This is a genomic window from Streptomyces sp. NPDC041713 (genome assembly GCF_055591085.1).
In genome coordinates this window covers 95,797-119,544 of record NZ_JBVIZY010000010.1, presented here as the reverse complement: position 1 = coordinate 119,544, position 23,748 = coordinate 95,797, and the positions used below count along the sequence as shown (strand labels likewise).

The window sequence follows — 23,748 nt, the reverse complement described above, 5'->3', positions numbered from 1 at the left end:
CCTCTTCGGCCCGTGGTCCGGGTTCGGATGCGGCGGGTTCACCCATCGGTACAGGTTCACCCATCAGTACAGACGGGGGTGCACGTGCCGGGTGGCGGCGCGCCGGGGCGCGGACGATTCGTGCGGCTCAGCGCAGCGGCAGGGTGACGGTGATGTCCTTGCCGGTGCGCCCGAGCACGAGCGTGATCTCGGTGGCCAGCTCGCGGACGAGGAACCATCCGTACCCGCCCTCGCCGCGCGCGCGGGGCCGCTCGGGGTCGGGGTGCCGGGGAAGGTCCGCCGAGCGGTCGCCCACGGTCACCCGTATCCCCTCGTCGCCCACGGCGGCGTCGAAGCGGGTGACGCCGCCGCCGTGCCGCAGCGCGTTGGTGACCAGTTCGGAGACGGCGAGGATGATGTCGGCCCGGGCACGTTCGCCGACGGCGGCTCCCGGGCCGTCCGCCCATGCGCGCAGGACTCCCGCGACCTGTCCGCGCGCTTCGGCCGCGGTGGCCGGGAGGGCGGAGACGGTCGGGGCCACCAGCTCGTGACCGCGCTCACCGCGCAGATCGGGGACGTCGATGCTCACGTCCGGCACGTCACCGCGCAGGTCCGGTGCGTCCGCGCTCACTTCGGGTACGTCGGTGCTCACGCCAAGGTCCCCTTCACCGGGCCGCGTTCACGGCGGCGTCGACGTCCTCGGTGAGGACGAAGAACTCGGTGGTCCCCGTGACGCCGAACAACCGGTCCACGACCGGGCGCAGCGGCCCGCACACCACCAGCTGCCGGTCGTCCGCCCGGTGCCGGCGCTGGGCGTCGAGGAGCACATGCAGCACCGAGGAGTCCGCGAACTCCAGGGCGGACAGGTCGACGACCGTACGGCTCTGTCCGGACAGTTCCGCCGCCCTGGCCAGCTCGCCGTCGAGCGCGGCCACGTTTTCGGAGTCCAGCGCTCCGCTCGCCCGTACCACCGCGGCCCGGCCCCGCCGCGCGAGCGTGACCTCCGCGACCATGGGTTGCCGCCGTGCCGTTCGGCTCTCCACCGGTTCCGTCATGAGCCTCTCCCTCGGCCGGGCGCGACCGCCCGCCTTCCCTCGTACAGCCCGGCGATTCTACGTATGCGCGGGCCCGCCTCGAATCCCTCTGCCCCGATCCCGCGGATCTGCGCAGCATCGGCGAAGGCGGCGCACCTCTGCGCGAGCCGTGGTGAACCCCACCGGACCCCCTCGGGAACGCCCCCGGAGCGACGCGTTCAACGGCGCCGTTTCGGCAGGTCAGTCGGGCAAAACCAGTGTAAATCGGATGACCCCAAGATTGGGACTCCCCAACCGGCACATCAAGGGCTTAACTTATGGAGCATGACCTCCCCCCGCTCCACCTATGGCGGCGGTTACTACTCCGCGCCGTCCTTCCCGGACACTCCCATCTACGACTCTCTCGTCGCAGAGCGGGGCACTCCGCAGATCGCCCCGATCCGGGTCCCCTCCGCGTACGACACGGGCAGTCACCTGCCCGCCCTCCCGGCCGCGCTGCCCGCCCTGCCGGCCGCCCCTTCCCCTCCCAACCCCGCGTACGGCTACGCGCAGGCCCAGCAGCCCGCCCCGCTGCAGCAGGCGCCGTCGCCCTACATCCCGCAACAGGCCGCGGGCCCGCGCGGCTACCCGGGACCCCAGGCCCAGCGCCCGGCTCCCGGTACGGGATACGAGGCGATGCGCCCGGCGGCGCCCCGCCCCGCCCCGGCGTCGTACGAGGATCCGTACAACCGCCCCTATCGCGGGTACTGACGCCCCCGTCGCGGACACCGACCTGCCGCGGACGCTGATCGGCCGCAACCGTTCAGGCGTTGCCCGCCGTCGAGCCACGGCCCGGCGGCGGCATGCCCGTGTCCAGACGTTCGGGGGCCGCATGTCCGGATGCGGGCTCCCCGAATGATCGGCGCTCGAACGGGGAACTCGTTGACGAGGCACGGTCGTTGGGTGAGGGGGACCGGAAGGGGGTGCGGGGCGTGCGAGCGATCGTCGGCCTCTGGCGGTGGCGGCACAATCCGCTGCGCCGCGGCACCGACCTCGTCGAGGCCTGGCTGTCCCTGGTCGCCCTGGTGCTGATCGTCGCCGCTGTCCCGCTCGCCGCGGTGCTCACCACGACCCTGACGCGCGACGCCCTCCTCGGCTCGGTCCACCAGCAGCAGGAGAATCGGCACCGCGTCGTCGGCACCGTCCTGCGGAAGATCGACTCTCCGCCGCTCGACCCCGACCCCGAGACCTCGTCGGTCCGTGACGCGCACAGCCGCGTGCTCGCCCGCTGGACGGCCCCCGACCACACCGACCGGTACGGCGTGGTGCTGTCCGACCTCAAGTCCCCCGACCGCGGCGACCACTTCAGGATCTGGACCGACGAGCGCGGCCGGGTCGTGGGCCGCCCGCTGGACACCGCGACCGCGACGACGCACGCGCTCCTCGCCGGTCTCGGCGCCGCCGCCGCGACGGCCGGTCTCGTCGAGGGCACCCGCAGGCTGATCCTCTGGCGCATCGTGCAGGGGCGTTACGCCCGCCTCGACCGGGCCTGGGACAAGGCGGGCCCGGACTGGGGCCGTACGGGCACCGGTTCCTGACCCGCCCCGCGGGCGCGGCCGGGCGCAGGCCGCCCGGTGCCGTCGAACACCTCTGCCCAAGGCCGCCCAGGTGAGAGCCTGGCCATCGGGTCAACTCCGCCTGCTCCCGCGCGCTACGGTGGACCGGCCGAACTCTTCGGCTCCCTGCGCGGTGACACGGCACGAGTGACACGGAACGACGACGCAGGATCCCGCGTACGACGAGGTGGGGGCAGAGCAACTCCATGGCACAGGGCACGGTCCAGGTGACGCACACCGGCACGTCGCGGTGGCGGCGCCGCACCGGCGAGTACGCATCGCTCGCCGCTGCCTTGGAGGCCGCGAGCGACGGTGACGTACTGACCGTCGCCGCCGGCACCTACCGCGAGAACCTCGTCGTCCAGCGCGCGGTGACCCTGCGCGGACCGGAGAGCGCCCCCGGCTCGGTGCGCATCGCGCCGGCCGACGGCGTGCCGCTGACGGTCCGCGCCTCCGCGATCGTCCAGGACCTGCACGTCGAGGGGCAGGACTCCTCCGCGCCCGCCCTGCTCGTCGAGGACGGCGCCCCCGAACTCATCGGCATCCGCGTCGTGACCCGGTCCGCGGCCGGCATCGAGGTACGCGGCGGGGCGCGTCCGACGGTGCGCCGCTGCACCGTCGACAATCCCGGCGGCATCGGCATCGCGGTGCTCGACGGGGGCGGCGGTGTCTTCGAGGAGTGCGAGATCGTCGCGGCCGGCCAGTCCGGCGTGTCGGTGCGCGGCGGCGCCCACCCCCGCCTGGAGCGGTGCCGGGTGCACCACGCCTCGGGCGCCGGGCTCTCGGTGACCGGGGAGCACACCGGGCTCGAGGCCATCGGCTGCGAGGTGTACGAGGTCAAGGGCTCCGGAGTGCAGATCACCGGACGGGCCGCCGCGCACCTGACCGACTGCGACGTGCACCGCACCACCTCCGACGGCGTCACGCTCGACACGGACGCCGTGCTCACCCTCGCCGACTGCCGCATCCACGACATCCCGGAGAACGCGGTCGACCTGCGCTCGCGCTCCGTGCTCACCCTCACCAGGTCCACGGTGAGCCGCTTCGGCCGCAACGGCCTCTCGGTCTGGGACCCGGGCACCCGGGTGGACGCCAACCAGTGCGAGATCCACGACAGCACGGGCGACTACCCGGCGGTGTGGGTCAGCGACGGGGCGACCGCCGTCCTGGAGTCGTGCCGGGTGCACGACGTGCCCGACGCGCTGTTCGTCCTGGACCGCGGCTCACGCGCGGACGTAGTCGACAGCGACCTCTCCCAGGTGCGCAACACCGCCGTGTCGGTGAGCGACGGCGCGACCGCGCAGCTCGACGACTGCCGCATCCGCGAGGCCGCCACCGGCGCGTGGTTCCGCGACCACGGCAGCGGCGGCACCCTCGCCAACTGCACGGTGGACGCCGTCCAGACGGGCGTCATCGTCACCAAGGGAGCGGACCCCACCCTGGAGCGGTGCACGGTCACCTCCCCCGCCGAGGCGGGGTTCTACGTCTCCGCGGGCGGCCGCGGCAGCTTCCACGGCTGCCGGGTGAGCGGCAGCGGCGGCTACGGCTTCCACGTCATAGACGGATGCCGTACGACGCTGAAGAAGTGCCGCACCGAACGGTGCGCCCGGGGCGGCTTCGAGTTCTCGGAGGAGGGGCCGCTCGTCGAGGACTGCGCCAGCGACGAGAGCGGCGTCCCGCGCACCCCCGCGTCGGCGGCCGCGGAGACACCGGCCGTGCAGACGGCCACACAGACCGTCGGGCTGCTCGGCTCGCTCCCCGCCCAGCACACCCCGCAGGCCGCGCCCCCCGCCGAGAAACCCTCCCGCGCCTCCAAGGAGGTCCTCGGCGAACTCGACGCCCTGGTCGGCCTGGACAGCGTCAAGCGCGAGGTGCGCGCCCTCACCGACATGATCGAGGTCGGCCGGCGCAGGCAGCAGGCCGGCCTCAAGGCCGCCTCCGCCCGCCGCCACCTGGTCTTCACCGGCTCCCCCGGCACCGGCAAGACCACCGTCGCCCGGCTGTACGGCGAGATCCTCGCCTCGCTCGGCGTGCTGCAGAGCGGCCACCTCGTCGAGGTCTCGCGCGTCGACCTGGTCGGCGAGCACATCGGCTCGACGGCGATCCGCACCCAGGAGGCGTTCGACCGGGCGCGCGGCGGGGTGCTGTTCATCGACGAGGCGTACGCGCTCTCGCCGGAGGACTCCGGGCGTGACTTCGGCCGCGAGGCCATCGACACACTCGTGAAGCTGATGGAGGACCACCGCGAGGCCGTGGTGGTGATCGTCGCGGGTTACACCGCCGAGATGCAGCGGTTCCTGTCCGTCAACCCCGGTGTGGCGTCCCGTTTCTCACGCACCATCACCTTCAGCGACTACGCCCCCGAGGAGCTGCTGCGGATCGTGGAGCAGCAGGCCGACGAGCACGAGTACCGTCTCGGCACCGGCACGCCCGAGGCGCTCCTGAAGTACTTCACGGCGCTCCCCAAGGGGCCGGCGTTCGGCAACGGCCGCACCGCGCGGCAGACGTTCGAGGCGATGGTGGAGCGGCACGCGGGCCGGGTCGCCCAGCACGACGAGCCGAGCACCGACGACCTCACCCTGCTGTATCCGGAGGATCTGCCGGAGCTGCTGTGACGCCGTCCGGCGCTGCGGGCCGCGGTGCGGGCACGCCGGGCCTGAGGCGGGCGAGCAGCCGCGCCCGCTCCTCGGCGAACGCGGGGTCGGCCTGGTAGTCGCCGTGCCCGAGGATGGGGGCGGGCAGCGGATGCTCCTCCGTACGTCCGTAGGCGAGGGGGTCCTTGAGGGCGGGGCGGTCGACCTGGGGGCCGCAGTCGCCGGGCAGGTCGATGGGGCCGCCGATCGGGTCGGTGGTGCGGTGGAGGTTGCGCCAGCAGTCGACCTCGCGGTGCAGGGAGGACAGGGCGGCGGGGCCGAAGTGGGCGGGGAACCAGCGGCCGTAGAGGCGCTCCAGGGGCGAGCCGTAGGTGAGCAGGGCGACGCGTCGGCGGACCGAGGGGCGCAGCTGCCAGGCCGCGGCCGCCGCGAGGACGCTGCCCTGGGAGTGCCCGGAGAGGACGAGGCGGCCGCCGGTGGCGCTGGTGGCGCGCGTCCAGGCGGCCATCCGCCAGGTCAGGTCGGGCACCGCGCGCTCGGCGTAGCAGGGCGGGGCGAAGGGGTGGGCGGCGCGCGGCCAGAAGGTGCCGACGTCCCAGAGGATGCCGATGGTGCGCCGGGCCGAGGGATCCTTGTAGGCGCGGCGGCCCCAGGTGACGAACAGTATGAAGCCGAACCCGATCAGCCAGGAGCCGAGGGCCTGCGCGGTCTCGGCGGCCCCCTCCAGGATGTCGGGCAGGCCCTGCGCGGCCTGCGCCGGGGCCTTCCCGGTCGCCCACGCACCGGTGAGCGCGGCGGCGCCGAGCAGCAGCGTCACGGCGGAGATGATGCCGACGAGCAGGGGCGCGCGGTCGGTGAGCGCGGCACGCGCGCGGGTGCCCGCGATGCGGCGGGTACGGGTGGAGTCCTTGGGCTCGCCGGGGTAGTCCAGCGGAATACGGGTCATCTCTTGGTGCTTGCGCTGGACGGTCCGCACGCCGAACCAGCCGCACAGCGCCGCGACCACCACGAGGAGCGGCGGGATCACGGACGCCTGCCAGGTGAGCAGCACCGGCGGCCCGTCGATCGAGCCGTGGCTGCCGTCCAGCCAGTCGGCGACGCGCTGCGCCCCGCCGCCGGTCATGACCCCGCCAAGCGCGCAGGAGAGCATCGCGACGGCGGGGCCGCCGAAGCCGCGGATGGCGGTGCGGGGGTCGGGTGAGGAGCGGTACAGGACGTGGGCGGCGGCCGCGAGGCAGAGCACCAGGACGCCCTGGACCAGGGCGATGCCGCCGAAGGTGGCGTCTCCCGGGAGTCTGCCCGCGGAGCGCCAGCCGGGGCGCGACCACCCCGCGTACAGCAGGGCGAGGACGAGCAGGATGAGCGCGCCCGTCGGAAACCAGCGCACCAGGGTCTTGTCCAGGTGCCGGTCGAGCCGGTTCTCGCTGCGTCCCCTGCGGCAGACGACCCACACGACGACTGCGCCGCCGAGGACGAGCGTGGTGTCGAGCGCCCAGCCGAGGGCTTCGAGGAGGGCAGGGCCGTCCGCGCGCCGGTCCTGCCGTGCGGCCGGGGTGCCGACCGCCGCGGCGACGGTGAGCAGGCCGGCGGCCGTGTGGGCGGCGCGCAGCCGGGCCACCAGGCGCCGCCCGTACCAGAAGCCGGGCCTGCCGAGCGCGGTGCGGCTGGTCTCCTCCTCCGGGTCGGGCTGGTGGGGCAGCGGCTGCTGGGACTCGTACGCGCTCCAGGTGCGGTGGGAGAGGTACCAGAGCAGTCCGGTGAGGGCGGCGGGCAGGAGCGCGGCGAGGGCGAGGCGGCGGCCGGGTTGCGACCACCAGCCGCCGTGCGCGTCGGCGTCGACGGCGAGGAACCCGAGCCAGGCGCGGTCGTCGGCGCACCGGGGGGTGCCGGCGCACTGCCAGGCCGTGAGGTCGAGCGCGACCTCGCAGGCGGCGGCGACGAGCAGCACGGTGAGGGTGAGGCCGACGAGTCGCACCAGGAGGCCGTAGGTGCGCGCGAGGCGTCTGCGGTGGCGTGAGGTGGGGCGCATCCAGTGGGCGATGTTGACGACCATGAACGGCAGCAGCAGGAGCCACAGGGCGCGGGAGCCGTTGCCGGACGTCAGGTTGCACCAGACGTACGCCTCCGGCACCGGTTTGCCACGGTAGTCGTCGGGGCGCCGCTCGGCGTCGGCGTCCTCGGTGCGGCGGAACACGGCCGCCGTGTCGTCGCCGGAGATCCGCACGGTGCGCGGGTCGCCGAGCATCTTCTCCGGTGTGGTGCCCCCGACTCCGTGGACCAGGAGTTCCAGGGCCGTCTCGTCCTGCGTGGCTCTCTCCACTGTCCCGCTTCCCCGAGATGCGCATGGTGAGGGGACAAGGATCTCGGCTCGGGGCGCTCGGCGCACCCCTCGTCACGCAATCTCCTCCTTCCGTGCCGTTCCGGGCCGCGGGCGGAACCGTGTGGTGGGACGGTGGTGGGACGTCCGTCACCCGCGCGTGCGAGGATGAGACGGCGCCGCAGGGGCGCGGAGTACGTGGTGAGGCAGAGGGGCCGGAGCGGGCGTGAGTGACCATCAGAACCTTCTCGCCGAGCAACGCCGTGCCCTGATCCTCGACGAGGTGCGCCGGCGCGGTGGCGTGCGGGTCAACGAACTGACCCGCAAGCTCGGGGTGTCCGACATGACGGTCCGCCGCGACCTGGACGCGCTGGCCCGTCAGGGTGTCCTGGAGAAGGTGCACGGCGGCGCGGTCCCGGTGGTCGAGGCGAGCACGCACGAGCCGGGGTTCGAGGCCAAGTCGGGTCTTGAGCTGACCGCCAAGGAGGACATCGCGCGGGCCGCGGCGTCCCTGGTGGCGCCCGGCGCGGCCGTCGCCCTGTCGGGGGGTACGACGACGTACGCGCTGGCGCACCACCTGGTGGACGTGCCGGATCTGACGGTGGTCACGAACTCGGTGCGCGTGGCGGACGTGTTCCACTCCGCGCAGCGCACCTCGGGGCAGCGGCAGAGCGCGGCGACGGTCGTGCTGACCGGCGGTGTGCGCACGCCGTCGGACTCGCTGGTCGGCCCGGTCGCTGACCAGGCGATCGGCTCGCTCCACTTCGACGTGCTGTTCCTCGGCGTGCACGGCATATCGCCGGAGGCCGGGCTCTCGACGCCGAACCTGGCGGAGGCGGAGACGAACCGGCGTCTGGTGCAGTCGGCGCGGCGCGTGGTGGTGGTCGCGGACCACACCAAGTGGGGGACGGTGGGCCTGAGTTCGTTCGCCACGCTCGCGCAGGTGGACACGCTGGTGACCGACGCGGGGCTGCCAGCGGAGGCCCGCGCCGAGATCGCCGAGCATCTGAACCGGCTCGTGGTCGCGGGTGAGGGCGAGCCGGACGGGGACGGGGAGGCCGGCGCCGAGCAGGCCGGTGAGGTGAGCGAGTCCGGCGCCGCTGACGGAACCCGCAACCCCGGGGCCCCCACAGACATCTGACGGCCCGCCAGCTATGGTGACCGGACCCGGTCAACCGTCCGTTCCGCTGGGGGGCAGAGTCCGATGGCACGCCGACTGGAGCCCGTGGGGCTCGACTTCGTCGACACCGCTCCGCTGCGTCTGGTCTTCTCGCGCGAGGTGAGCGCCCCGCCCGACGCGGTCTACCGCGCCCTGGCCGACGACGTGACCGGCTGGCCCCGCTGGTTCAGCGCGGTCACCCTGTGCCGGCCCACCGGAGGCGGCACGGGCCGGGAGGTCCGGCTGAAGGGCGGCACCCGCTTTCGGGAGTCGATCCTCGCGGCAGACGCACCGGAGCGGTACACCTACCGTGTCGACGAGACCAACGCACCCGGCATGCGCGCCCTCGTCGAGGAGTGGCGGCTCTCCCCGGCCGGCACCGGGACCCGGGTGCGGTGGACGTTCGCCCTGGACGGCCCGGCCCCCTTGCGCGGGGCCCTGAAGCTGGGCCGCGCGGGCCTGGGCCGGGCGTTCCGCGACGCGGTCACCGCACTGGACCGCCACTGTCGGACACCGCCCGTGCAGGACCCTGGCGCCACTCCCCCGTGCTGAGGAGCATCTCGATCGTCTGCGCGTACGGCCTGATGTCCAGGCCCTGTTCGGCCAGCCACGCGTCCGAGTAGTACTTGTCGAGGTAGCGGTCGCCGGGGTCGCAGATCAGCGTGACGACGCTGCCGGTGCGGCCGGCGGCCACCATCTCGGCGACGATCCTCAGGGCGCTCCACAGCCCGGTGCCGGTCGAGCCGCCCGCCTTGCGGCCGATGGCCTGTTCCAGCGCGCGGACGGCGGCGACCGACGCGGCGTCCGGCACCTTCATCATCCGGTCGATGGCGCCGGGCACGAAGCTGGGCTCCATGCGGGGCCTGCCGATGCCCTCGATGCGGGAGCCGCAGTCGCTCGTCGCCTCCGCGTCGTTCTTCGTCCAGCCGTCGAAGAAACAGGAGTTCTCCGGGTCGGCGACACAGATGCGGGTGTCGTGCTGCATGTAGTGGACGTAGCGGGCGATGGTCGCCGAGGTGCCGCCGGTGCCGGCCGTGGCGACGATCCAGGTGGGCTCGGGGTAGCGCTCCAACCGCATCTGCTGGTAGATCGATTCGGCGATGTTGTTGTTGCCCCGCCAGTCGGTGGCGCGTTCCGCGTAGGTGAACTGGTCCATGTAGTGCCCGCCCGTCTCGACGGCGAGGGCCGCGGACTCCGCGTACATCGTGCGTGAGTCGTCCACGAAATGGCACTGACCGCCGTGGAATTCGATCAGGCGGATCTTCTCGGCGCTCGTCGTGCGGGGCATCACCGCGATGAAGGGCACCCCGATCAGCTTCGCGAAGTACGCCTCGGAGACGGCCGTCGACCCGCTGGACGCCTCGATGACCGGGCGCCCCGGCCGGATCCAGCCGTTGCACAGGCCGTACAGGAACAGGGAGCGGGCCAGGCGGTGCTTGAGGCTGCCCGTCGGATGGGTCGACTCGTCCTTCAGGTACAGGTCGATGCCCCACTGCTCGGGCAGCGGGAAGAGCAGCAGGTGGGTGTCGGCCGACCGGTTGGCGTCGGCCTGGACCTTGCGGACGGCTTCTTTGAGCCAGTTCCGGTAGGCGTCGTCGCTGTGGTCGACGTCGAGCGTCGGCATCGGCTCGTCGACTCGATCCTGCTGTGGGGTGCTCACGGCGGGGCTCCTTCGCGTCGTGCCGGACGCGATTCGACGCGGCCGTACACCTCGATCTTAGACACCCGCCACACGCTTCTCACCTGCATAAACACACCTTTGAGCAGCTCAAAGGCGCGCCTGGCGCACCCTTGGCCAGAGTGTGCGGGACGCCCGGGCGGGACGGGCCGGGGCGATGGCCCGACGTCTCCCCGCACACTGGTGCTCGACGCACGGTGCGTGCAGACTTCACCGCACGGGGCACTCGCCCCGTGGAACGGGACCACCGGCGCTCACAAGGGGGCGGTGCCATGGCGGAGCCGGAATTCACGGCCAGGGGTGTGCGGATCGAGCGGCGTCTGCGCTCGCTCACGCGCGCCGGACAAGTACGCATCACGGACGGCCGGCTGGAGTTGCTCACCAGCTACGGCACCGAGATCGACAGCGCGCCGCTGCAGGCGGTGCGCACGGGCAAGCCGTGGTTCGCCGCGCAGGACAGGGCGCTGGCAGAGGTCAACGGCACCCGCTACCGGCTCACGCTCGGCGAGCACGAGCCACGTCCCGGCGAGCCGGGACCGCCGACGGTGCGCAGATTCATCGAGGCGGTGCGCAGCGCCACGGAGCACCGTCGCCCGCGAGGCTGAGCGGGGCCGCGCGAGACGCGCGAGTTGCACGCCCGCACCCCCTGGGTCACTCTGGTCTCACATCACTCTGGGTTTACCGGCGATGACGCTGCGAACCAGCCCCGCCGGCCACACAGCAGGCGGCAGACCACGCGGCCCCTGCTGGATCCGAATCTCGTCTTCTTCCGGACCTCAATTCGGGGAGTCGCAGCCGTGATCAGCCAGCCGAGCAGGCATTGCACGGTAGAGCTCCAAGCCCTGCCGTCGCGGATCCGCCAGGTCCGCAGAATCGTATCTGCGCAGTTGCGCTACTGGCATCTGGATCCATTGATCGACCAGGCCGCCATCGGGGTGACGGAACTGCTCACCAACGTCCATCGGCATGCCGAACCGGACAAGGTGTGCACCGTGGAGATCGAGCTCCTGCTCGACCGGCTCACGGTCTCCGTCCACGACCACGATCCCCGCCTCCCGCAGATCGGTGAACCGGACCCCCTCGCCACCTGTGGCCGGGGACTCGCGATGGTCGCCGCGGTGAGCGAGGCCTGGGGCGTGAGCCCGCAGGGCGATGCCGGGAAGACCGTGTGGTTCACGCTGCCCACGCCGGTCGCCGCGGCCGCCGTGTCCTCGTACCCCGTGTACGGGGTGGCCGCCAAGACTCCCGCCCGGTCGGCCGTTGCCGGCTGACCGGGCGGTGATCGTCCCGGTGTTCGCCCCCTGGGGGCACCCTCCCCCGTACGCGGGCGGGTCTGTCCTCCCGTACACGGGCGGGTCTGTCCTCCCGTACACGGGCGGGTCTGTCCTCCCGTACACGGACGGTTCTGTCCTCCCGTACGCGGGCGGGCAGCCCGTCACTCGGTGGCGATGGCCCGCAGTACGTCGAGACGTGCCGCCCGGTGAGCGGGGCGCAGGCCCGCCAAGGCTCCCGCCGTCAGGCCCACCAGGGCGACCACCACGAGTTGCACCGGTGGCACGGCGAACGCGAAGGCGCTCTCGGTCGTGCTGTCGGACGCCTTGACGAGCACCCATCCGAGGAACCCGCCGAGCGCGAGGCCGCCCGCCGTCCCGAAGGCGGCGACGAGCACCGACTCCCAGCGGACCATCGCCCGCAGTTGCGCCCGGGTCTGCCCCACCGCGCGCAACAGGCCGAGTTCACGCGTGCGTTCGTGGATCGCGAGGGTCAGGGTGTTCGCGATGCCCAGCAGGGCGATGAGCACCGCCAGGGCGAGCAGCGCGTAGACGAGGGTGAGCATCATGTCGATGCCGCTCGCGGAGGTCTCGGCGTACTCGGAGCGGGTCTGCACGTCCGGATTGCCGTACTTCCGCGCGGTCTCGGCGACCGCCGCCTTGCCCTCGGCCGTGCTCACGCCGTCCTTGAAGGTGACGGAGACGAGGCGGTCGGAGTCCTGCATGCGGTGCGGGGCCCACGCCTCGCGGGTGATGACGTAGTCGCCCGCCAGCTCGGAGCGGCCGTAGACGGCGCGGACCGTGAAGGTCTGCTTCTCGCCGTCGGCGAAGGCGAGTTCGGCGCGGGAGCCGACCTTCAGGTCCTGCTTGTCGGCCTCCGAGCGGGTGAGGGCGATGCCGTTCGCGCCGAGCCCGGCCAAGGACCCGTCGACCGTGCCGAGTTCGAAGGACGCGGCGAACGCGCCGGGGTCGGTGACGGTCAGTGCGCGGCCCTCGCCGTTCACCTCGGCGGTGCCCTCACCGAGCCCGACGGCGGTCGCGACCTCGGGGCGTTCCGCGAGGGCCGGGGCCAGCTTGGGGCTGAGACCGCTGCCGCCCGCGCCGAAGCCGGGGGTGCTCACCGCGACGTCGCCGGCGAAGGAGCGGTTGACGGTCTGGTCCATGGTGGCCTTCAGCGAGGCGCCGAAGACCGTGAAGAGCGAGACGACGGCGACGCCGATCATCAGCGCGCTCGCGGTGGCGGCGGTCCGCTTGGGGCTGCGCAGGGCGTTGCGCCGGGCCAGGCCACCGGTGACGCCGCGCAGCCGGTCCAGGGGCCCGCCGAGCACGCGTACCGCACGCGAGGACGCGACCGGTCCGAGTACCACGAAGGCCACGAGGGCGAGGACCGCGCCGGCGCCCGCCGCCCAGACGGACGGGCTCACCAGGGTGCCGGTCAGGGCGAGGGCCACGGCGGCGAGTGCGAGGACGGCCCCCACGACGGCCCGGCGGCGGGAGGCGGCCGAGTGGTCGACCGCGGTCTCGCGCAGCGCGGCCAGCGGGGCGGTGCGCCCGGCCCGGACGGCCGGCGCGAGTGCGGAGCCCAGACAGACCACGACACCGACGCCGAGCGGCAGCAGCATGGACAGTGCGCTGATCACCAAGTCGCCCTCGGGAAAGGGGAATCCGATGGCGGGGAAGAGCGCCTGCAGTCCGGCCGCGACGCCGATGCCGCCCGCGAGGCCCGCGGCCGACGCGACGACGGCGACGGCGCCCGCCTCCACGAGGGTCGACGCGGTGACCTGGCGGCGCGAGGCGCCGAGGGCGCGCAACAGCGCGTTCTCGCGGGTGCGTTGGGCGACGACGATGGCGAAGGTGTTGTGGATGCTGAAGGTGGCGACGAGCAGCGCCACTCCGGAGAACACCAGCAGGAAGGTGGTGAAGACGGAGAGGAACTGACCGGAGATGTTGTCGGTGTTCTCCGCGGCCGACGCCTCACCGGTGATCGCCTCGACCCCCTTGGGCAGGACGGGGCTCAGCGCGTCGACGAGTTCTTGCTCGCTCACGCCGGGTCCGGCCCGCACCTGGATGGCCGAGGCCTGGCCGGGCTTCGGGGTGAGGTACTTCTCGGCGTCGGCCTGCGTCATGCCGGTGAAGGTGCTCTGCGCCATGCCGTCCTCGCCGCCGAAGGTCGCGAGGCCCACGATCTTCACGCGGAGCGGGTCGGGGGTGCGCAGCGTGGTGGTGTCGCCGACCTTGAGGTCGCCGGACTCGGCGGCCCCGCGGTTGACGACGACCTCGCCGGGCTTCGACGGCGCGCGCCCTTCGGCGAGTTGGTACGCGTTCAGGCCGGCGTCGTCGATCCAGTTGCCGGCGAGGGTGGGCGGGCCCTGGCCGCCGATGGGTTCGCCGTCCTTGCCGAGGAGCTGGCCCGCGCCCTGGATGCTGGGGGCGGCCGCCGCCACCGCGTCGGACTTCTCGATCGTCGCGACGAGGTCGGTGGCGACGGGCTTACGGGTGCCCTGGGTGTCGTCGGGGGTGGTGATGGTGTCGGCGCTGCGGACGACGGCGTCGGTGCCGCGGGTGGCGTTGCCGAACATCGTGTCGAAGCTGGCGCGCAGGGTGTCGCCCATGACGAGCGTGCCCGCGAGGAAGGCGACGCCGAGCAGGACCGCGAGGAACGTACCGGCGAAGCGGCGTTTGTGGCCCCGCAGCGAGGACAGGCTGATGCGCGCCGACGCCTTCAGGGAGTTCAGGGAATTCGGGGCATTCGTGGAATGCGGGGAGCTCATGACGACGGCTCCTTCCTTCCTCGGCCCGAGGTCTTGGCCGAGTGTGCGTCCGGCGTGGCGGGCGGCCGTGTGTGTGCGGCGGATGGCCGTGGGTCTGCGGCGGATGGCCGTGGGTCTGCGGCGGGCGGCCGTGTGTCGAAGGCCTTCAGGCGGTCCAGGACGCGGTCGGCCGTCGGCTCCTCCATGCGGTCCACCAGGCGTCCGTCGGCGAGGAAGACGACCTCGTCGGCGTGGGCGGCGGCCACCGGGTCATGGGTGACCATGACGACGGTGCGGCCCATCCCGCGCACCGCGCGGCCGAGCAGGCGCAGCACCTCTTCGCCGGAGCGCGAGTCGAGGTTGCCGGTCGGTTCGTCGGCGAAGACGACATCGGGCCGGCCCGCGAACGCCCGTGCCACGGCGACGCGTTGCTGCTGTCCGCCGGAGAGTTCGGAGGGCCGGTGGTGCAGCCGGTCGCGCAGCCCCACGACATCGATGAGGGCATCCGTCCACTCGCGGTCGCCGCGGATGCCCGCGAGGTCCATGGGCAGGGTGATGTTCTCGGCGACGGTCAGCGTCGGCACCAGGTTGAACGCCTGGAAGACGAAGCCGACGCGGTCGCGGCGCAGCAGGGTCAGGCGCCGGTCGTCGAGCGTGCCGAGCTCGGTGTCGCCGATGAAGGCGGCGCCCGAGGTGAGCGTGTCCAGGCCCGCCGCGCAGTGCATCAGGGTGGACTTGCCGGACCCGGACGGGCCCATGATCGCGGTGAAGCGTCCGGCCGGGAAGGCGACGCTCACCCCGTCCAGGGCCCGTACGGCGGTGTCCCCGCTGCCGTAGACCTTCACGGCGTCGGCGACACGGGCGGCGCCGGTCCGCACCGGCCGCGCCGCCCGTCCGGTGGCGGTGCTCATGCCGCACCGTCCTTGCGGGTACGGCCGAACTCCTCGTTGAGGACGGTCAGCCGCCGCCAGTACTCGTCCTCGTCGATCTCGCCGGAGGCGAAGCGGTGGCCGAGCACGGCGATGGGCGAATTCTCGTCGACGCCGGTGTGCCCGGCGGGTGCGGCCATGCCCCGGAACGGGCCGCGCCGGCCGCGCCACACGGTGCGGCGGAGCAGGGTGACGACGCCGATGACGACGGCCGCCCAGATCAGCGGGAAGAACAGGATCCACGGGCCGGGTCCGCCGTCCCATTGCGCCAGGGTCTCCATCTGAACTCATCTCCTTCAGAGCGTTTTCCTCGATGCCTCCAAACTCGCTCCGCGGGTGCCCTCACGTCGTCGTACGGCCAGCGGCACCGCGCGTACCACCCCGGGAGTACGTAGGGCGGGCCGGCCTGCTCCCACCAGCCCTGGTTTCTGTACCTACTAGTATGTACAGTGAGGTCATGAGCACTTCGGAGCGGCTGATCGAGTCCACCCGCGAGCTGCTGTGGGAGCGGGGGTACGTCGGTACGAGCCCCAAGGCCATCCAGCAGCACGCGGGCGCGGGGCAGGGCAGCATGTACCACCACTTCGCCGGCAAGCCCGACCTCGCGCTCGCCGCGATCCGGCGCACCGCCGAGGAGATGCGCGCCGCCGCGGAGGCCGTCCTCAGCGGTCCCGGCTCGGCGTACGCCCGCGTCGAGGCCTATCTGCTGCGCGAGCGCGACGTGCTGAAGGGCTGCCCCGTGGGGCGGCTCACGATGGACCCGGACATCATCGCCAGCGACGAGCTCCGCGCACCCGTCACCGAGACCCTCGACTGGCTGCGCGACCGTATCGCCGCGATCGTCGAAGAGGGCTGCGCGGAGGGCGAGTTCAGCGGTGCGCTCGACGCGCGGGACGTGGCGTCGGCAGTCGTCGCGACGGTCCAGGGCGGCTATGTGCTGGCCCGTTCGTCCGGTTCGCCCGCCGCGTTCGACGCGGGAGTACGCGGCCTGCTCACCCTGCTCGCCGTGGCCCGCACCACCCCCACCCCGTAACGCCCACCCGTGAGGACGCCTCCGTTGCACATCTGCGCCCCAGGGAGTACCCGATGCATGCGATGCAGTACGAGATCACCCTGCCCGCCGACTACGACATGGGCGTCATCCGCCACCGCGTCGAGTCCAAGGGCCACCTCCTGGACGACTTCCCCGGGTTGGGCCTGAAGGCCTACCTGATACGTGAGCGCGGCGCGAACGGATCGCCGGTCAACCAGTACGCCCCGTTCTACCTCTGGAACGCCACCGAGGGCATGAACTCCTTTCTGTGGGGCCCCGGTTTCCGTGGCATCGTCGACGACTTCGGGCGGCCGGTGGTGCAGAACTGGACGGTGCTCGCGTACGAGGAGGGCGGCGCGGCCGCGACCGTGCCGCGGGCGGCGGTCCGTCGCCGGCAGCGGATCGCCGAGCCGACGCCACTGCCCGAGTTCGCGGACGAACTGGTCCACGAAGCAGCCCGGTTGAGCCGTAAGGAGGGTGCGGTGAGCGTTCTGACCGCCGTCGATCCGCGCACGTGGGAAGCCGTGCACTTCTCGCTCTGGGACCACGCGTCGCCCGAGGCGGAGGGTGAGGTCTTCGAGGTGCTGCACGTCTCCGCGCCCGAGCGGGAGAAGCTGCCGCGGGGGCGGCACTGGTGACCGGGCCCGCGAGGCCGGATGAGGCGGCGGCCGGCCCCGCCGTCCGTACCGTTCTCGGGGACATCGCACCGGAGCGCCTCGGCGTGTGCGACGCCCACGACCATGCCTTCCTGCGCAGCCCCCAACTGCCGGGGCAGGAACTGGACTCGGCCGAGCACGCGGCCGCCGAATTGGCGGCGTTCCGCGCCGCGGGCGGACAGAGCGTCGTGCAGTGGACGCCGCACGGGATGGGACGTCACGCGGAGCTGCTGCCCGGCCTCTCCAGGGCGACCGGGGTCCAGCTGGTCGCGGCGACCGGGTTGCACCAGGCGGCCCACTACGCACCGGAGTTCCTCGACGCCCTCCGCGCGACGGACCTCGCGGAGCTCTTCGTCCGCGAACTCACCGAGGGCATCGGTGAGTCCGGCGTACGGGCCGGAATCGTCAAGGTCGCGGGCGGCTTCCACGGACTCGACGCGCACGCCCGCTGGACGATGCGCGCGGCGGCCGAGGCACACCGTGCGACCGGCGCCCCGGTCTGCGTCCACCTGGAGCTGGGGACCGCCGCGGCCCTCGTACTCGACCTGCTCTGCGGCACGTTCGACGTGCCGCCGCACCGGGTGATCCTCGGCCATCTGAACCGCTCCCCCGACCTGACGTGCCACCTGGGAGCCGCGGAGGCGGGCGCGTACGTGGCGTTCGACGGCCCCTCGCGCGCCCACCACGCCACGGACTGGCGCATGCCGGACGCGGTGCGCTCCCTCGCGGAGGCGGGGTTCGGCGGCCGGATCCTGCTCGGGGGCGACACGACGACGGCCGGGGCGCGCTCGGTGCACGGCGGCCCCGGCATGCCGCATCTGCTGCACGGGGTGCGGCCCCGGCTCGAACGCGCCGTGGGCGGGGAACTGGTGGAACGGATCCTGACGGTGAACCCGGGGCGGGCGTTCGGGGTGGAGTGGTGATGTGGAGTGGAGTGGAGTGGAGTGGTGAAATCGTAGGGCGCGTGCGGAACGCTTTGGCTCAGCGGGGTCTCTCACTACCCGTACGGCAGTACCCGCTGAAAGGGAGTTGTTCCGCATGGTGCGACGCGTTCGTGTCCTGTTGCTGACCGCGCTGACGCTGGTCGTGGGCTCGGTGATGTCTTCCACCCCCGCCTCCGCCGTCATCGGCGGCTCGAAAGCCACCTACGGCCCGTGGGCGGTCCGCATGCTCGTCGACGGCAAACCGGCGTGCACCGGGACAGCGGTCGCCCGCCAGTGGATCCTGACCGCCTCGCACTGCTTCTACGAGCAGGCACAGCCGGTCGCCGACAAGCGGATCTCCTTCCGGGTGGGCGATCTCGACATGCGCAAGGGCACCACGGTCCGCCCCCTCCGCGGCAAGCGCGTGGGCAGCGCGCACGCCGACATGATGCTCGTCAAGGTCGCGCCGATGAACGTCCGCACCGCCCGCCTGTCCACGGTCGGCGTCAAGCGCGGCCAGCTCGTGCGGCAGTACGGGTGGGGCGCCACCTGCACCACCGATGAGAGCGCCTGCCAGTCCCCCGTCCTCAAGCAGTCGAAGCTGAAGGTCGTCCGGGCGAACGACCCCCTGTGCGCGGGCCACACCGCGCCCGGCGGCCCCGACTTCTGCATGAAGAAGGTGTCCGGCATTCCCGCCGGCGGCGACTCCGGGGGCCCGGTGATGACCATCGGCCCGCGCGGCACCGAGACCCTCATCGGCGTCTTCAACGGCTCCGACCGGGAGAAGAGCGCCGAGGCCGGAGAGGTCTCCCAGCAGCTCTCCTGGATCCGCTCGGTCATCCGGCGCTAGTCGCGGCTGCCCTTGATCTCGATCCGTCGGCACATCGTGCAATTGCCCTTGCCCCAAAGGGCAATTGCGCGTGCCGTTGTCGGCCCGTGGCTGCCCATGGCGACTCTGGACACACCTTGGCCACCCTTGAGAGCCTGCCTCTGAGACGCTCGCTCTCTCACGCCTGATCCGCTCGGCCGCGCGGGCATGGAGCCGCGAGCCCCCAGTCCGCGAGAGGCACCCGATGCACGCAAACGAGCAAGCCCGCGCCTCCGAGCGGAAGGCAGGCGGCCGCTCGGCACCGAAGTCCCCCCGCACCATGGGCCCGGCGGCGGGCCCGCTCGCCGGGCCGGGTGCCGCGGGGAACGCGGCCGTCGCCCAAATGCTCCGTGCGGCCGGCCACGCGTGGGCGCAGGATCAGCACCAGCGCGGTGACGGGAGCGGCCACGAACAGGCCCCCGTACTCCAACGGGCCAAGTCCATAGGGGCGTTCGCGCACGACCATGAAGGCGACGACGGCCTGTCCAACCAGCTGGTGCTCGACAAGATGACGGCACTTCAGCTCCACACGCAGCAGATCTATGACCAGATGCGCGCGAGCATGGCCGAGTTGAGCGAACGGGCCCTCGCATCGGGGGGTCAGCCCATGGACCTCACGCAGTACAACCTCTGGTCGGGTCCCGAGAAGTGGGCCACGCACGAAAAGAACGGCCCCCGATACGGCACGAAGGAACGCACCGGGGAGTACCAGGCCCACCAGTCGCCCGGCTTCACGATGGACCAGACCTCGCAGCACTTCGCCGCGCTCGACCAGTTGGAGGCGGCGGGATACAACTCGTTGAACCGGCCGCGCGACCCCGAGTACCAGCAGCAGTTCGTCAACTGGTTGAAGGAGAGGGAGCGTTCGGGCGTCGCGTTCGACGCGGACGAGGCGCAGCGCGAGTTCCTCCGGCTGAAGGCGACGGGTGCGGGGCACGAGCGGGCCGTGTACGAGCCGTCCGACGGGTCCGCCGGGCGCCCTGTTCCGGAGGGCACCGACGAGCTCGTCGGATGGCACGGCGCGCAGTTCGGCTCGGCCTGGGAGCCGACGTCGGACTCGGTCGCCAAGAAGGCCGCCCTGGCCATGCTGCCGGTCAGGAGCTTCGGCCTCGACGACCCCCTCGCGGACGGCACCGGCGTCACCCACCCCGCCCCGCTGGGAACGGTGCAGGCGCGACAAGAGATCCCCATGGTCATACGCATGGCCGACGAGCTCGCCGACTCCCTGCGCGAGAACGTGGAAGTACGGAGGGGCATCGCCCGTCTGGCCAGCGAGGCGGCGGACCAGAAACGGCTGGACGAGCTGGCCCAGCAGGCGACCGACGGCATCAACCGCTTCCTTCAGGGGACACGGTTGCTCGATGTGCGCGGGGAGCGGGAGGAACGGGCCAAGAGTGCGGACCTCATGCGTGAGGGCCGGGGCATGTTCCTGTCCGCAGTGAATCTCTTCGACACGTTCTTGCGGACGGCGGGCTGCCCCGCCGCGGAGTGCCCTCCGGAACTGACGTCGGCGCTGCGTTCCCCTTGACTCATAAGCACCCGCGACTCCACCTTTAGCCGTCAACCACAGGCAACGCCCCCCTTCGACCGCACCCCTCCGCACTTTTGCATCGCGCGTTCCACAACGTATTGCACTGCCCGTTCCAGAACCGGTACGGTACCGACATGGCCCGACCGAGGAGTTTCGACGAGGAGCGGGCCCTGGACGCGGCGATGCACGCCTTCTGGGCGAACGGCTACGAGGCCACTTCGACCCAGGACCTGTGCGAGGCCACCGGACTGGGCCGCAGCAGCATCTACAACACGTTCACCAGCAAGCACGACCTGTTCCGGCGCGCCCTGACCCGGTACATGGAGACGATGAACGCGAACCAGCTCGCGCTCCTGGAGGACACCCGACTCGCGGCCGTGGACCGCGTGCGCGCCCTGCTCGACCGGATCATCGACGGGGAGTTCGAGCACCGCGAGAACGGTCACAGCATCGGCTGTCTCACCGTCAACACGACCGTCGAGCTCGCCGGGCGCGACCCCGAGGCCGCCCGGATACTGGAACGCGATCTCGCGGCACGGCTCACCGTGCTGCGCGCCACGATCCGGTCCGGCCAGCGCGACGGCGACATCACGTCGGCGCGGGACGCGGGCACCCTCGCCCAGTTCGTCAACGCAGTCATCGGCGGCATGCGGGTCGCCGCGCAGGGCGGCGCCGACCGGGACACGCTGCAGGGCATCGCCGAAACCGCCCTCGCCGCGCTGACCGCCCCTTAGTCCAAGCCGGACACCCCCGCCGCCACCCCACCTCTGTAGAGCCGCGCCGCCCTTCCGCGCTCCCGCACGCCCTTTTTCTGTACCGAACCATCCAAAACCTGCCCGACAGGAGCACCCCGCCATGCCTCGCGCCGTTTACGTACTGGCTCTCGGCATCTTCGCCATGGTGACCAGTGAGTTCGTGGTCGCCGGACTGATGCCGCAGATGGCCGACGGACTGGACGCCACGATCCCGGAGATCGGCTATCTCATCACCGCCTTCGCCGCCGCGATGGCCTTCGGCGGCCCCTTCCTCACGGTCGCCGTGCTGAGGATGCGTCAAAAGTCGGCCCTGATACTGCTGTTCGGCATCTTCATCGCGGGCAACGTGCTCGCCGCCCTCGCACCCGACTACCGCACCATGCTCGTCGCCCGCGTCCTCACCGGCATCGCGTCCCAGGCCTTCTTCGGCGTCTCCATATCGCTGGCATCCCGCCTCACCCGGCCCGAAGTGCGCGCCCGCGCCGTGGCGGTGGCGCTCAACGGGCTGATGCTGGGCACGCTGCTCGGACTTCCGTTCGCCACCGTCGTCGGTGAACACCTGGGCTGGCGTGCCGCGTTCTGGGTGATCACGGGACTGACGGCACTGGCCGCCGCGGCCACGTTCGCCGGTGTGCCGAGCGCCGACGGTGACGACGAGGCGGCCGGCGGCCTGCGCCAGGAGCTCGGCGCCTTCCGCAACCCCCGGCTCTGGCTGACGCTCACCACCAGTACGTTCGTGATCGGCGCGACCTTCTCCGCGTTCAGCTACCTCAACCCGATCCTCACGGAGCTCACCGGCTTCTCCACGGGGACCGTTCCGCTGCTCCTCATCGCGTACGGCGCCGCCACCGTCCTCGGCAACACCGTCGTCGGCCGGTTCGCCGACCGCCGCACCGTGCCCGTCCTGGTCGTCGGACTCGCGCTCAACCTGACCTTCCTCACCGGGTTCGCGCTCTTCGCCGAACTGACCGTCCCCGCCGTCGCGTTCATGCTGGGCATCGGTCTGGTCGGCGTCACCATGAACCCCGCCCTGGTGACCCGCGTCCAGCGCGTCGGCAACGCGCGGCCACTGGTGAACACGGTCCACTCGTCGTTCATCACGCTCGGCATCATCATCGCCACGTCCGTCGGCGGGCCCGCCATCGACACGTTCGGACTGCGGTCACCGCTGTGGATCGGCGCCGGCCTGGCCGCGCTCGGCCTGCTCTCCCTGGTACCGGATCTGCTCCGCCGCCGCACCGCGTCCGCCACCACGGCGCCGCACCCCGCCCCGGCCACCGCCCCGGGCGTCGGCGATACCGCACCGCCCGCCGCCACCACGGCCACACCCACGCCCGCGGCCACCGAGGATCTCCCTCAGCCCGCCTAAGCCAACGCCCCCAAGGGGTCGTCGAGCACCGGCTGCCAAGCCAGCTCGGCGGCCCCCACCAGGCTGTTGTGGTCCAGCGTGCACGCCAGGATCGGCACGCCACCACTGCGCCCCCACAGGCTCCGGTCCGCGACGACGGCGCGCAACCGCTCCGGGTCCGCCTCCAGAAGGGCGCGGTGCAGCCCGCCCAGGATGATCCGGTCGGGGTTGAGGATGTTGACCAGGCCCGCGAGCCCGAGACCGAGCCGGTCGATCAGCGCCTCGGCCGCGGCGCGCACCGTCGGGTCGCCGTACCCGTCGCGGAGCAACTCCCGGGCCTGTACGAGAAGACCCTCCGGCCCCGGCTCACGCCCCGCCTCCGTCAGGAAGGCGAGCGGATCCGTCTCGACGTCCAGACAGCCCCGGCTGCCGCAGTGGCACGGGCGTCCCTCGGAGTGCACGGTGAGGTGGCCCACCTCCAGCGCGAGGCCCGAACTCCCGGTGTGCAGACGGCCGTCGAGGACCAGGGCGCCCCCAACGCCGCGGTGCCCGGTCGCCACACAGAGCAGGTCACGGGCGCCGCGCCCGGCGCCGTGCCGGTGCTCGGCCAGCGCGGTGAGGTTCACGTCGTTGCCGGCGAACGCCGGTCCCACGATGCCCGCGTCCCGTACACAGTCGGCGAAGATCTCGCGGACCGGTGCACCCGCGGACCACGCCACGTGCAGCGGGTTCAGGGCGGTTCCGTCGGGCTCGGCCACCGCGGACGGCACCGCCAGGCCCGCGCCGACACAGCGCCTGCCGGTCGCGCGCAGCAGCCCGGCGCCCGCCTCGACCACCGCGCCGAGGACCTCCGCGGGGTCGGCGCCGACGGTCTCGCAGCCCGGCGCGGTCGCCACGATCGAGCCGCCGAGCCCGACCAGCGCGGCCCGGAAACCATCGGCGTGCACCTGCGCGGCGAGGGCCACGGGCCCCTCCTCCGCGACCGCGAGCCGGTGCGACGGCCTGCCCTGCGACCCCGCGGCGGCGCTGGGCTTCGCGTCGATCCGGATCAGCCCCAGCGCCTCCAGCTCGGCGGCGACCGCGCCGGCCGTGGCGCGCGTAACACCCAGCTCGGCGGTGAGCACGGCACGGGTGGGAGCGCGTCCGGTGTGGACCAGTTCCAGCGCAGGGCCCAGCGCGCCGCGCCCCCGCTCCAGGCGGGTACGCGTGGTCGATTCCCCCTCGGCACGGGGGTCAGCCTTGCCGTTCATGAGGGCGAGTCTCCCATGATCCGTACACCACCTCGCCGCCTGCAACCGTCTTGTACGACACCCGCGCGCACCTCTACC

At 72.6% G+C, this 23,748-nt stretch carries 22 protein-coding genes; 14 read left to right on the top strand and 8 right to left on the bottom strand.

Annotated features, from left to right (window positions below):
- Nucleotides 1-127: 127 nt before the first annotated feature.
- Nucleotides 128-631: an ATP-binding protein gene (locus ACZ6CV_RS27605; RefSeq protein ID WP_469253340.1), complete on the bottom strand. Its 504-nt coding sequence runs from the start codon at nucleotides 629-631 to the stop codon at nucleotides 128-130.
- Nucleotides 632-644: 13 nt separating this feature from the next.
- Nucleotides 645-1,034 carry an STAS domain-containing protein gene (locus ACZ6CV_RS27600; protein WP_469253339.1) on the bottom strand — a complete coding sequence of 130 codons (390 nt, stop codon included), beginning with the start codon at nucleotides 1,032-1,034 and terminating at the stop codon, nucleotides 645-647.
- A gap of 303 nt (nucleotides 1,035-1,337) precedes the next feature.
- On the opposite strand from ACZ6CV_RS27600, the gene ACZ6CV_RS27595 reads away from it, so the two are divergent.
- The 3 genes from ACZ6CV_RS27595 to ACZ6CV_RS27585 all read left to right on the top strand — a co-directional run bounded on the left by ACZ6CV_RS27595 (nucleotide 1,338) and on the right by ACZ6CV_RS27585 (nucleotide 5,223).
- On the top strand, nucleotides 1,338-1,763 hold the full coding sequence (locus tag ACZ6CV_RS27595; RefSeq protein ID WP_355812956.1) for a DUF6643 family protein: 426 nt from the start codon (nucleotides 1,338-1,340) through the stop codon (nucleotides 1,761-1,763).
- Between the two features lie 221 nt (nucleotides 1,764-1,984).
- A complete protein-coding gene (locus ACZ6CV_RS27590) occupies nucleotides 1,985-2,590 on the top strand; it encodes an Rv1733c family protein (RefSeq protein WP_469253338.1) in 606 nt (201 codons plus the stop codon).
- A 224-nt stretch (nucleotides 2,591-2,814) separates the two neighbouring features.
- Nucleotides 2,815-5,223, top strand: a complete 2,409-nt coding sequence (locus ACZ6CV_RS27585; RefSeq protein ID WP_469253337.1) for a right-handed parallel beta-helix repeat-containing protein — start codon at nucleotides 2,815-2,817, stop codon at nucleotides 5,221-5,223.
- On the opposite strand, the gene ACZ6CV_RS27580 is transcribed toward ACZ6CV_RS27585, so the two are convergent.
- Nucleotides 5,183-7,447, bottom strand: coding sequence for a hypothetical protein (locus ACZ6CV_RS27580; RefSeq protein ID WP_469253550.1), 2,265 nt, complete (start codon nucleotides 7,445-7,447; stop codon nucleotides 5,183-5,185). The genes ACZ6CV_RS27585 and ACZ6CV_RS27580 overlap by 41 nt on opposite strands.
- 298 nt (nucleotides 7,448-7,745) lie before the next feature.
- Between ACZ6CV_RS27580 and ACZ6CV_RS27575 the strand changes: the two genes are divergently transcribed.
- Entirely contained in the window at nucleotides 7,746-8,660 is a 915-nt protein-coding gene (locus ACZ6CV_RS27575) for a DeoR/GlpR family DNA-binding transcription regulator (RefSeq protein WP_469253336.1), read from the top strand.
- 63 nt (nucleotides 8,661-8,723) lie between these two features.
- Entirely contained in the window at nucleotides 8,724-9,230 is a 507-nt protein-coding gene (locus ACZ6CV_RS27570; RefSeq protein WP_469253335.1) for an SRPBCC family protein, read from the top strand.
- Here ACZ6CV_RS27570 and cds1 read toward each other — a convergent pair.
- A complete protein-coding gene (cds1, locus tag ACZ6CV_RS27565; protein ID WP_469253549.1) occupies nucleotides 9,163-10,302 on the bottom strand; it encodes an L-cysteine desulfhydrase Cds1 in 1,140 nt (379 codons plus the stop codon). The two genes, ACZ6CV_RS27570 and cds1, sit on opposite strands and share 68 nt — an antisense overlap.
- A gap of 326 nt (nucleotides 10,303-10,628) precedes the next feature.
- Here cds1 and ACZ6CV_RS27560 point away from each other — a divergent pair, with 326 nt between their 5' ends.
- Together ACZ6CV_RS27560 and ACZ6CV_RS27555 are read left to right on the top strand one after the other, a co-directional pair.
- Nucleotides 10,629-10,961 (top strand): hypothetical protein, encoded by a 333-nt coding sequence (locus ACZ6CV_RS27560; RefSeq protein ID WP_362369948.1) that lies wholly within the window; start codon nucleotides 10,629-10,631, stop codon nucleotides 10,959-10,961.
- A 192-nt stretch (nucleotides 10,962-11,153) separates the two neighbouring features.
- A complete protein-coding gene (locus ACZ6CV_RS27555; protein WP_358707630.1) occupies nucleotides 11,154-11,627 on the top strand; it encodes an ATP-binding protein in 474 nt (157 codons plus the stop codon).
- A 164-nt stretch (nucleotides 11,628-11,791) separates the two neighbouring features.
- Here ACZ6CV_RS27555 and ACZ6CV_RS27550 read toward each other — a convergent pair whose 3' ends face one another.
- Genes ACZ6CV_RS27550 through ACZ6CV_RS27540 form a run of 3 tightly spaced genes read right to left on the bottom strand, consistent with a single transcriptional unit; the run spans nucleotide 11,792 to nucleotide 15,587 of the window.
- A complete protein-coding gene (locus ACZ6CV_RS27550; RefSeq protein ID WP_469253548.1) occupies nucleotides 11,792-14,353 on the bottom strand; it encodes an ABC transporter permease in 2,562 nt (853 codons plus the stop codon).
- A gap of 41 nt (nucleotides 14,354-14,394) precedes the next feature.
- Entirely contained in the window at nucleotides 14,395-15,288 is an 894-nt protein-coding gene (locus tag ACZ6CV_RS27545; protein ID WP_469253334.1) for an ABC transporter ATP-binding protein, read from the bottom strand.
- Nucleotides 15,285-15,587 carry an SHOCT domain-containing protein gene (locus tag ACZ6CV_RS27540; protein ID WP_469253333.1) on the bottom strand — a complete coding sequence of 101 codons (303 nt, stop codon included), beginning with the start codon at nucleotides 15,585-15,587 and terminating at the stop codon, nucleotides 15,285-15,287. Before ACZ6CV_RS27540 ends, ACZ6CV_RS27545 begins: the two co-directional genes overlap by 4 nt.
- Before the next feature lie 161 nt (nucleotides 15,588-15,748).
- Between ACZ6CV_RS27540 and ACZ6CV_RS27535 the strand changes: the two genes are divergently transcribed.
- From ACZ6CV_RS27535 to ACZ6CV_RS27505, 7 genes are all read left to right on the top strand, one after another.
- On the top strand, nucleotides 15,749-16,339 hold the full coding sequence (locus ACZ6CV_RS27535) for a TetR/AcrR family transcriptional regulator (protein ID WP_469253332.1): 591 nt from the start codon (nucleotides 15,749-15,751) through the stop codon (nucleotides 16,337-16,339).
- A gap of 53 nt (nucleotides 16,340-16,392) precedes the next feature.
- Nucleotides 16,393-16,977, top strand: coding sequence for a DUF4865 family protein (locus ACZ6CV_RS27530; RefSeq protein WP_469253331.1), 585 nt, complete (start codon nucleotides 16,393-16,395; stop codon nucleotides 16,975-16,977).
- Nucleotides 16,974-17,918 carry a phosphotriesterase family protein gene (locus ACZ6CV_RS27525; protein ID WP_469253330.1) on the top strand — a complete coding sequence of 315 codons (945 nt, stop codon included), beginning with the start codon at nucleotides 16,974-16,976 and terminating at the stop codon, nucleotides 17,916-17,918. Before ACZ6CV_RS27530 ends, ACZ6CV_RS27525 begins: the two co-directional genes overlap by 4 nt.
- A 115-nt stretch (nucleotides 17,919-18,033) precedes the next feature.
- Nucleotides 18,034-18,768: a S1 family peptidase gene (locus ACZ6CV_RS27520; RefSeq protein WP_469253329.1), complete on the top strand. Its 735-nt coding sequence runs from the start codon at nucleotides 18,034-18,036 to the stop codon at nucleotides 18,766-18,768.
- A gap of 223 nt (nucleotides 18,769-18,991) precedes the next feature.
- A complete protein-coding gene (locus ACZ6CV_RS27515; protein ID WP_469253328.1) occupies nucleotides 18,992-20,314 on the top strand; it encodes a hypothetical protein in 1,323 nt (440 codons plus the stop codon).
- 137 nt (nucleotides 20,315-20,451) lie between these two features.
- Complete coding sequence (locus ACZ6CV_RS27510) at nucleotides 20,452-21,051, top strand: TetR/AcrR family transcriptional regulator (RefSeq protein WP_469253327.1); 600 nt, start codon at nucleotides 20,452-20,454, stop codon at nucleotides 21,049-21,051.
- Nucleotides 21,052-21,172: 121 nt separating this feature from the next.
- Nucleotides 21,173-22,441, top strand: a complete 1,269-nt coding sequence (locus tag ACZ6CV_RS27505) for an MFS transporter (protein WP_469253326.1) — start codon at nucleotides 21,173-21,175, stop codon at nucleotides 22,439-22,441.
- On the opposite strand, the gene ACZ6CV_RS27500 is transcribed toward ACZ6CV_RS27505, so the two are convergent.
- Nucleotides 22,438-23,670, bottom strand: coding sequence for an ROK family protein (locus tag ACZ6CV_RS27500; protein ID WP_469253325.1), 1,233 nt, complete (start codon nucleotides 23,668-23,670; stop codon nucleotides 22,438-22,440). The genes ACZ6CV_RS27505 and ACZ6CV_RS27500 overlap by 4 nt on opposite strands.
- Between the last annotated feature and the right edge of the window lie 78 nt (nucleotides 23,671-23,748).

Excerpts from the sequence above, each read along its gene's own strand:
- ACZ6CV_RS27530 (WP_469253331.1), top strand. The coding sequence starts at position 16,393 with ATGCATGCGATGCAGTACGAGATCACCCTGCCCGCCGACTACGACATG.
- ACZ6CV_RS27535 (WP_469253332.1), top strand. The coding sequence starts at position 15,749 with ATGTACAGTGAGGTCATGAGCACTTCGGAGCGGCTGATCGAGTCCACC.
- ACZ6CV_RS27500 (WP_469253325.1), bottom strand. The coding sequence starts at position 23,670 with ATGAACGGCAAGGCTGACCCCCGTGCCGAGGGGGAATCGACCACGCGT.
- ACZ6CV_RS27585 (WP_469253337.1), top strand. The coding sequence starts at position 2,815 with ATGGCACAGGGCACGGTCCAGGTGACGCACACCGGCACGTCGCGGTGG.
- ACZ6CV_RS27540 (WP_469253333.1), bottom strand. The coding sequence starts at position 15,587 with ATGGAGACCCTGGCGCAATGGGACGGCGGACCCGGCCCGTGGATCCTG.
- ACZ6CV_RS27520 (WP_469253329.1), top strand. The coding sequence starts at position 18,034 with ATGGTGCGACGCGTTCGTGTCCTGTTGCTGACCGCGCTGACGCTGGTC.
- cds1 (WP_469253549.1), bottom strand. The coding sequence starts at position 10,302 with ATGCCGACGCTCGACGTCGACCACAGCGACGACGCCTACCGGAACTGG.
- ACZ6CV_RS27580 (WP_469253550.1), bottom strand. The coding sequence starts at position 7,447 with ATGCTCGGCGACCCGCGCACCGTGCGGATCTCCGGCGACGACACGGCG.
- ACZ6CV_RS27570 (WP_469253335.1), top strand. The coding sequence starts at position 8,724 with ATGGCACGCCGACTGGAGCCCGTGGGGCTCGACTTCGTCGACACCGCT.
- ACZ6CV_RS27515 (WP_469253328.1), top strand. The coding sequence starts at position 18,992 with ATGCACGCAAACGAGCAAGCCCGCGCCTCCGAGCGGAAGGCAGGCGGC.
- ACZ6CV_RS27510 (WP_469253327.1), top strand. The coding sequence starts at position 20,452 with ATGGCCCGACCGAGGAGTTTCGACGAGGAGCGGGCCCTGGACGCGGCG.
- ACZ6CV_RS27560 (WP_362369948.1), top strand. The coding sequence starts at position 10,629 with ATGGCGGAGCCGGAATTCACGGCCAGGGGTGTGCGGATCGAGCGGCGT.
- ACZ6CV_RS27600 (WP_469253339.1), bottom strand. The coding sequence starts at position 1,034 with ATGACGGAACCGGTGGAGAGCCGAACGGCACGGCGGCAACCCATGGTC.
- ACZ6CV_RS27505 (WP_469253326.1), top strand. The coding sequence starts at position 21,173 with ATGCCTCGCGCCGTTTACGTACTGGCTCTCGGCATCTTCGCCATGGTG.
- ACZ6CV_RS27545 (WP_469253334.1), bottom strand. The coding sequence starts at position 15,288 with ATGAGCACCGCCACCGGACGGGCGGCGCGGCCGGTGCGGACCGGCGCC.
- ACZ6CV_RS27595 (WP_355812956.1), top strand. The coding sequence starts at position 1,338 with ATGACCTCCCCCCGCTCCACCTATGGCGGCGGTTACTACTCCGCGCCG.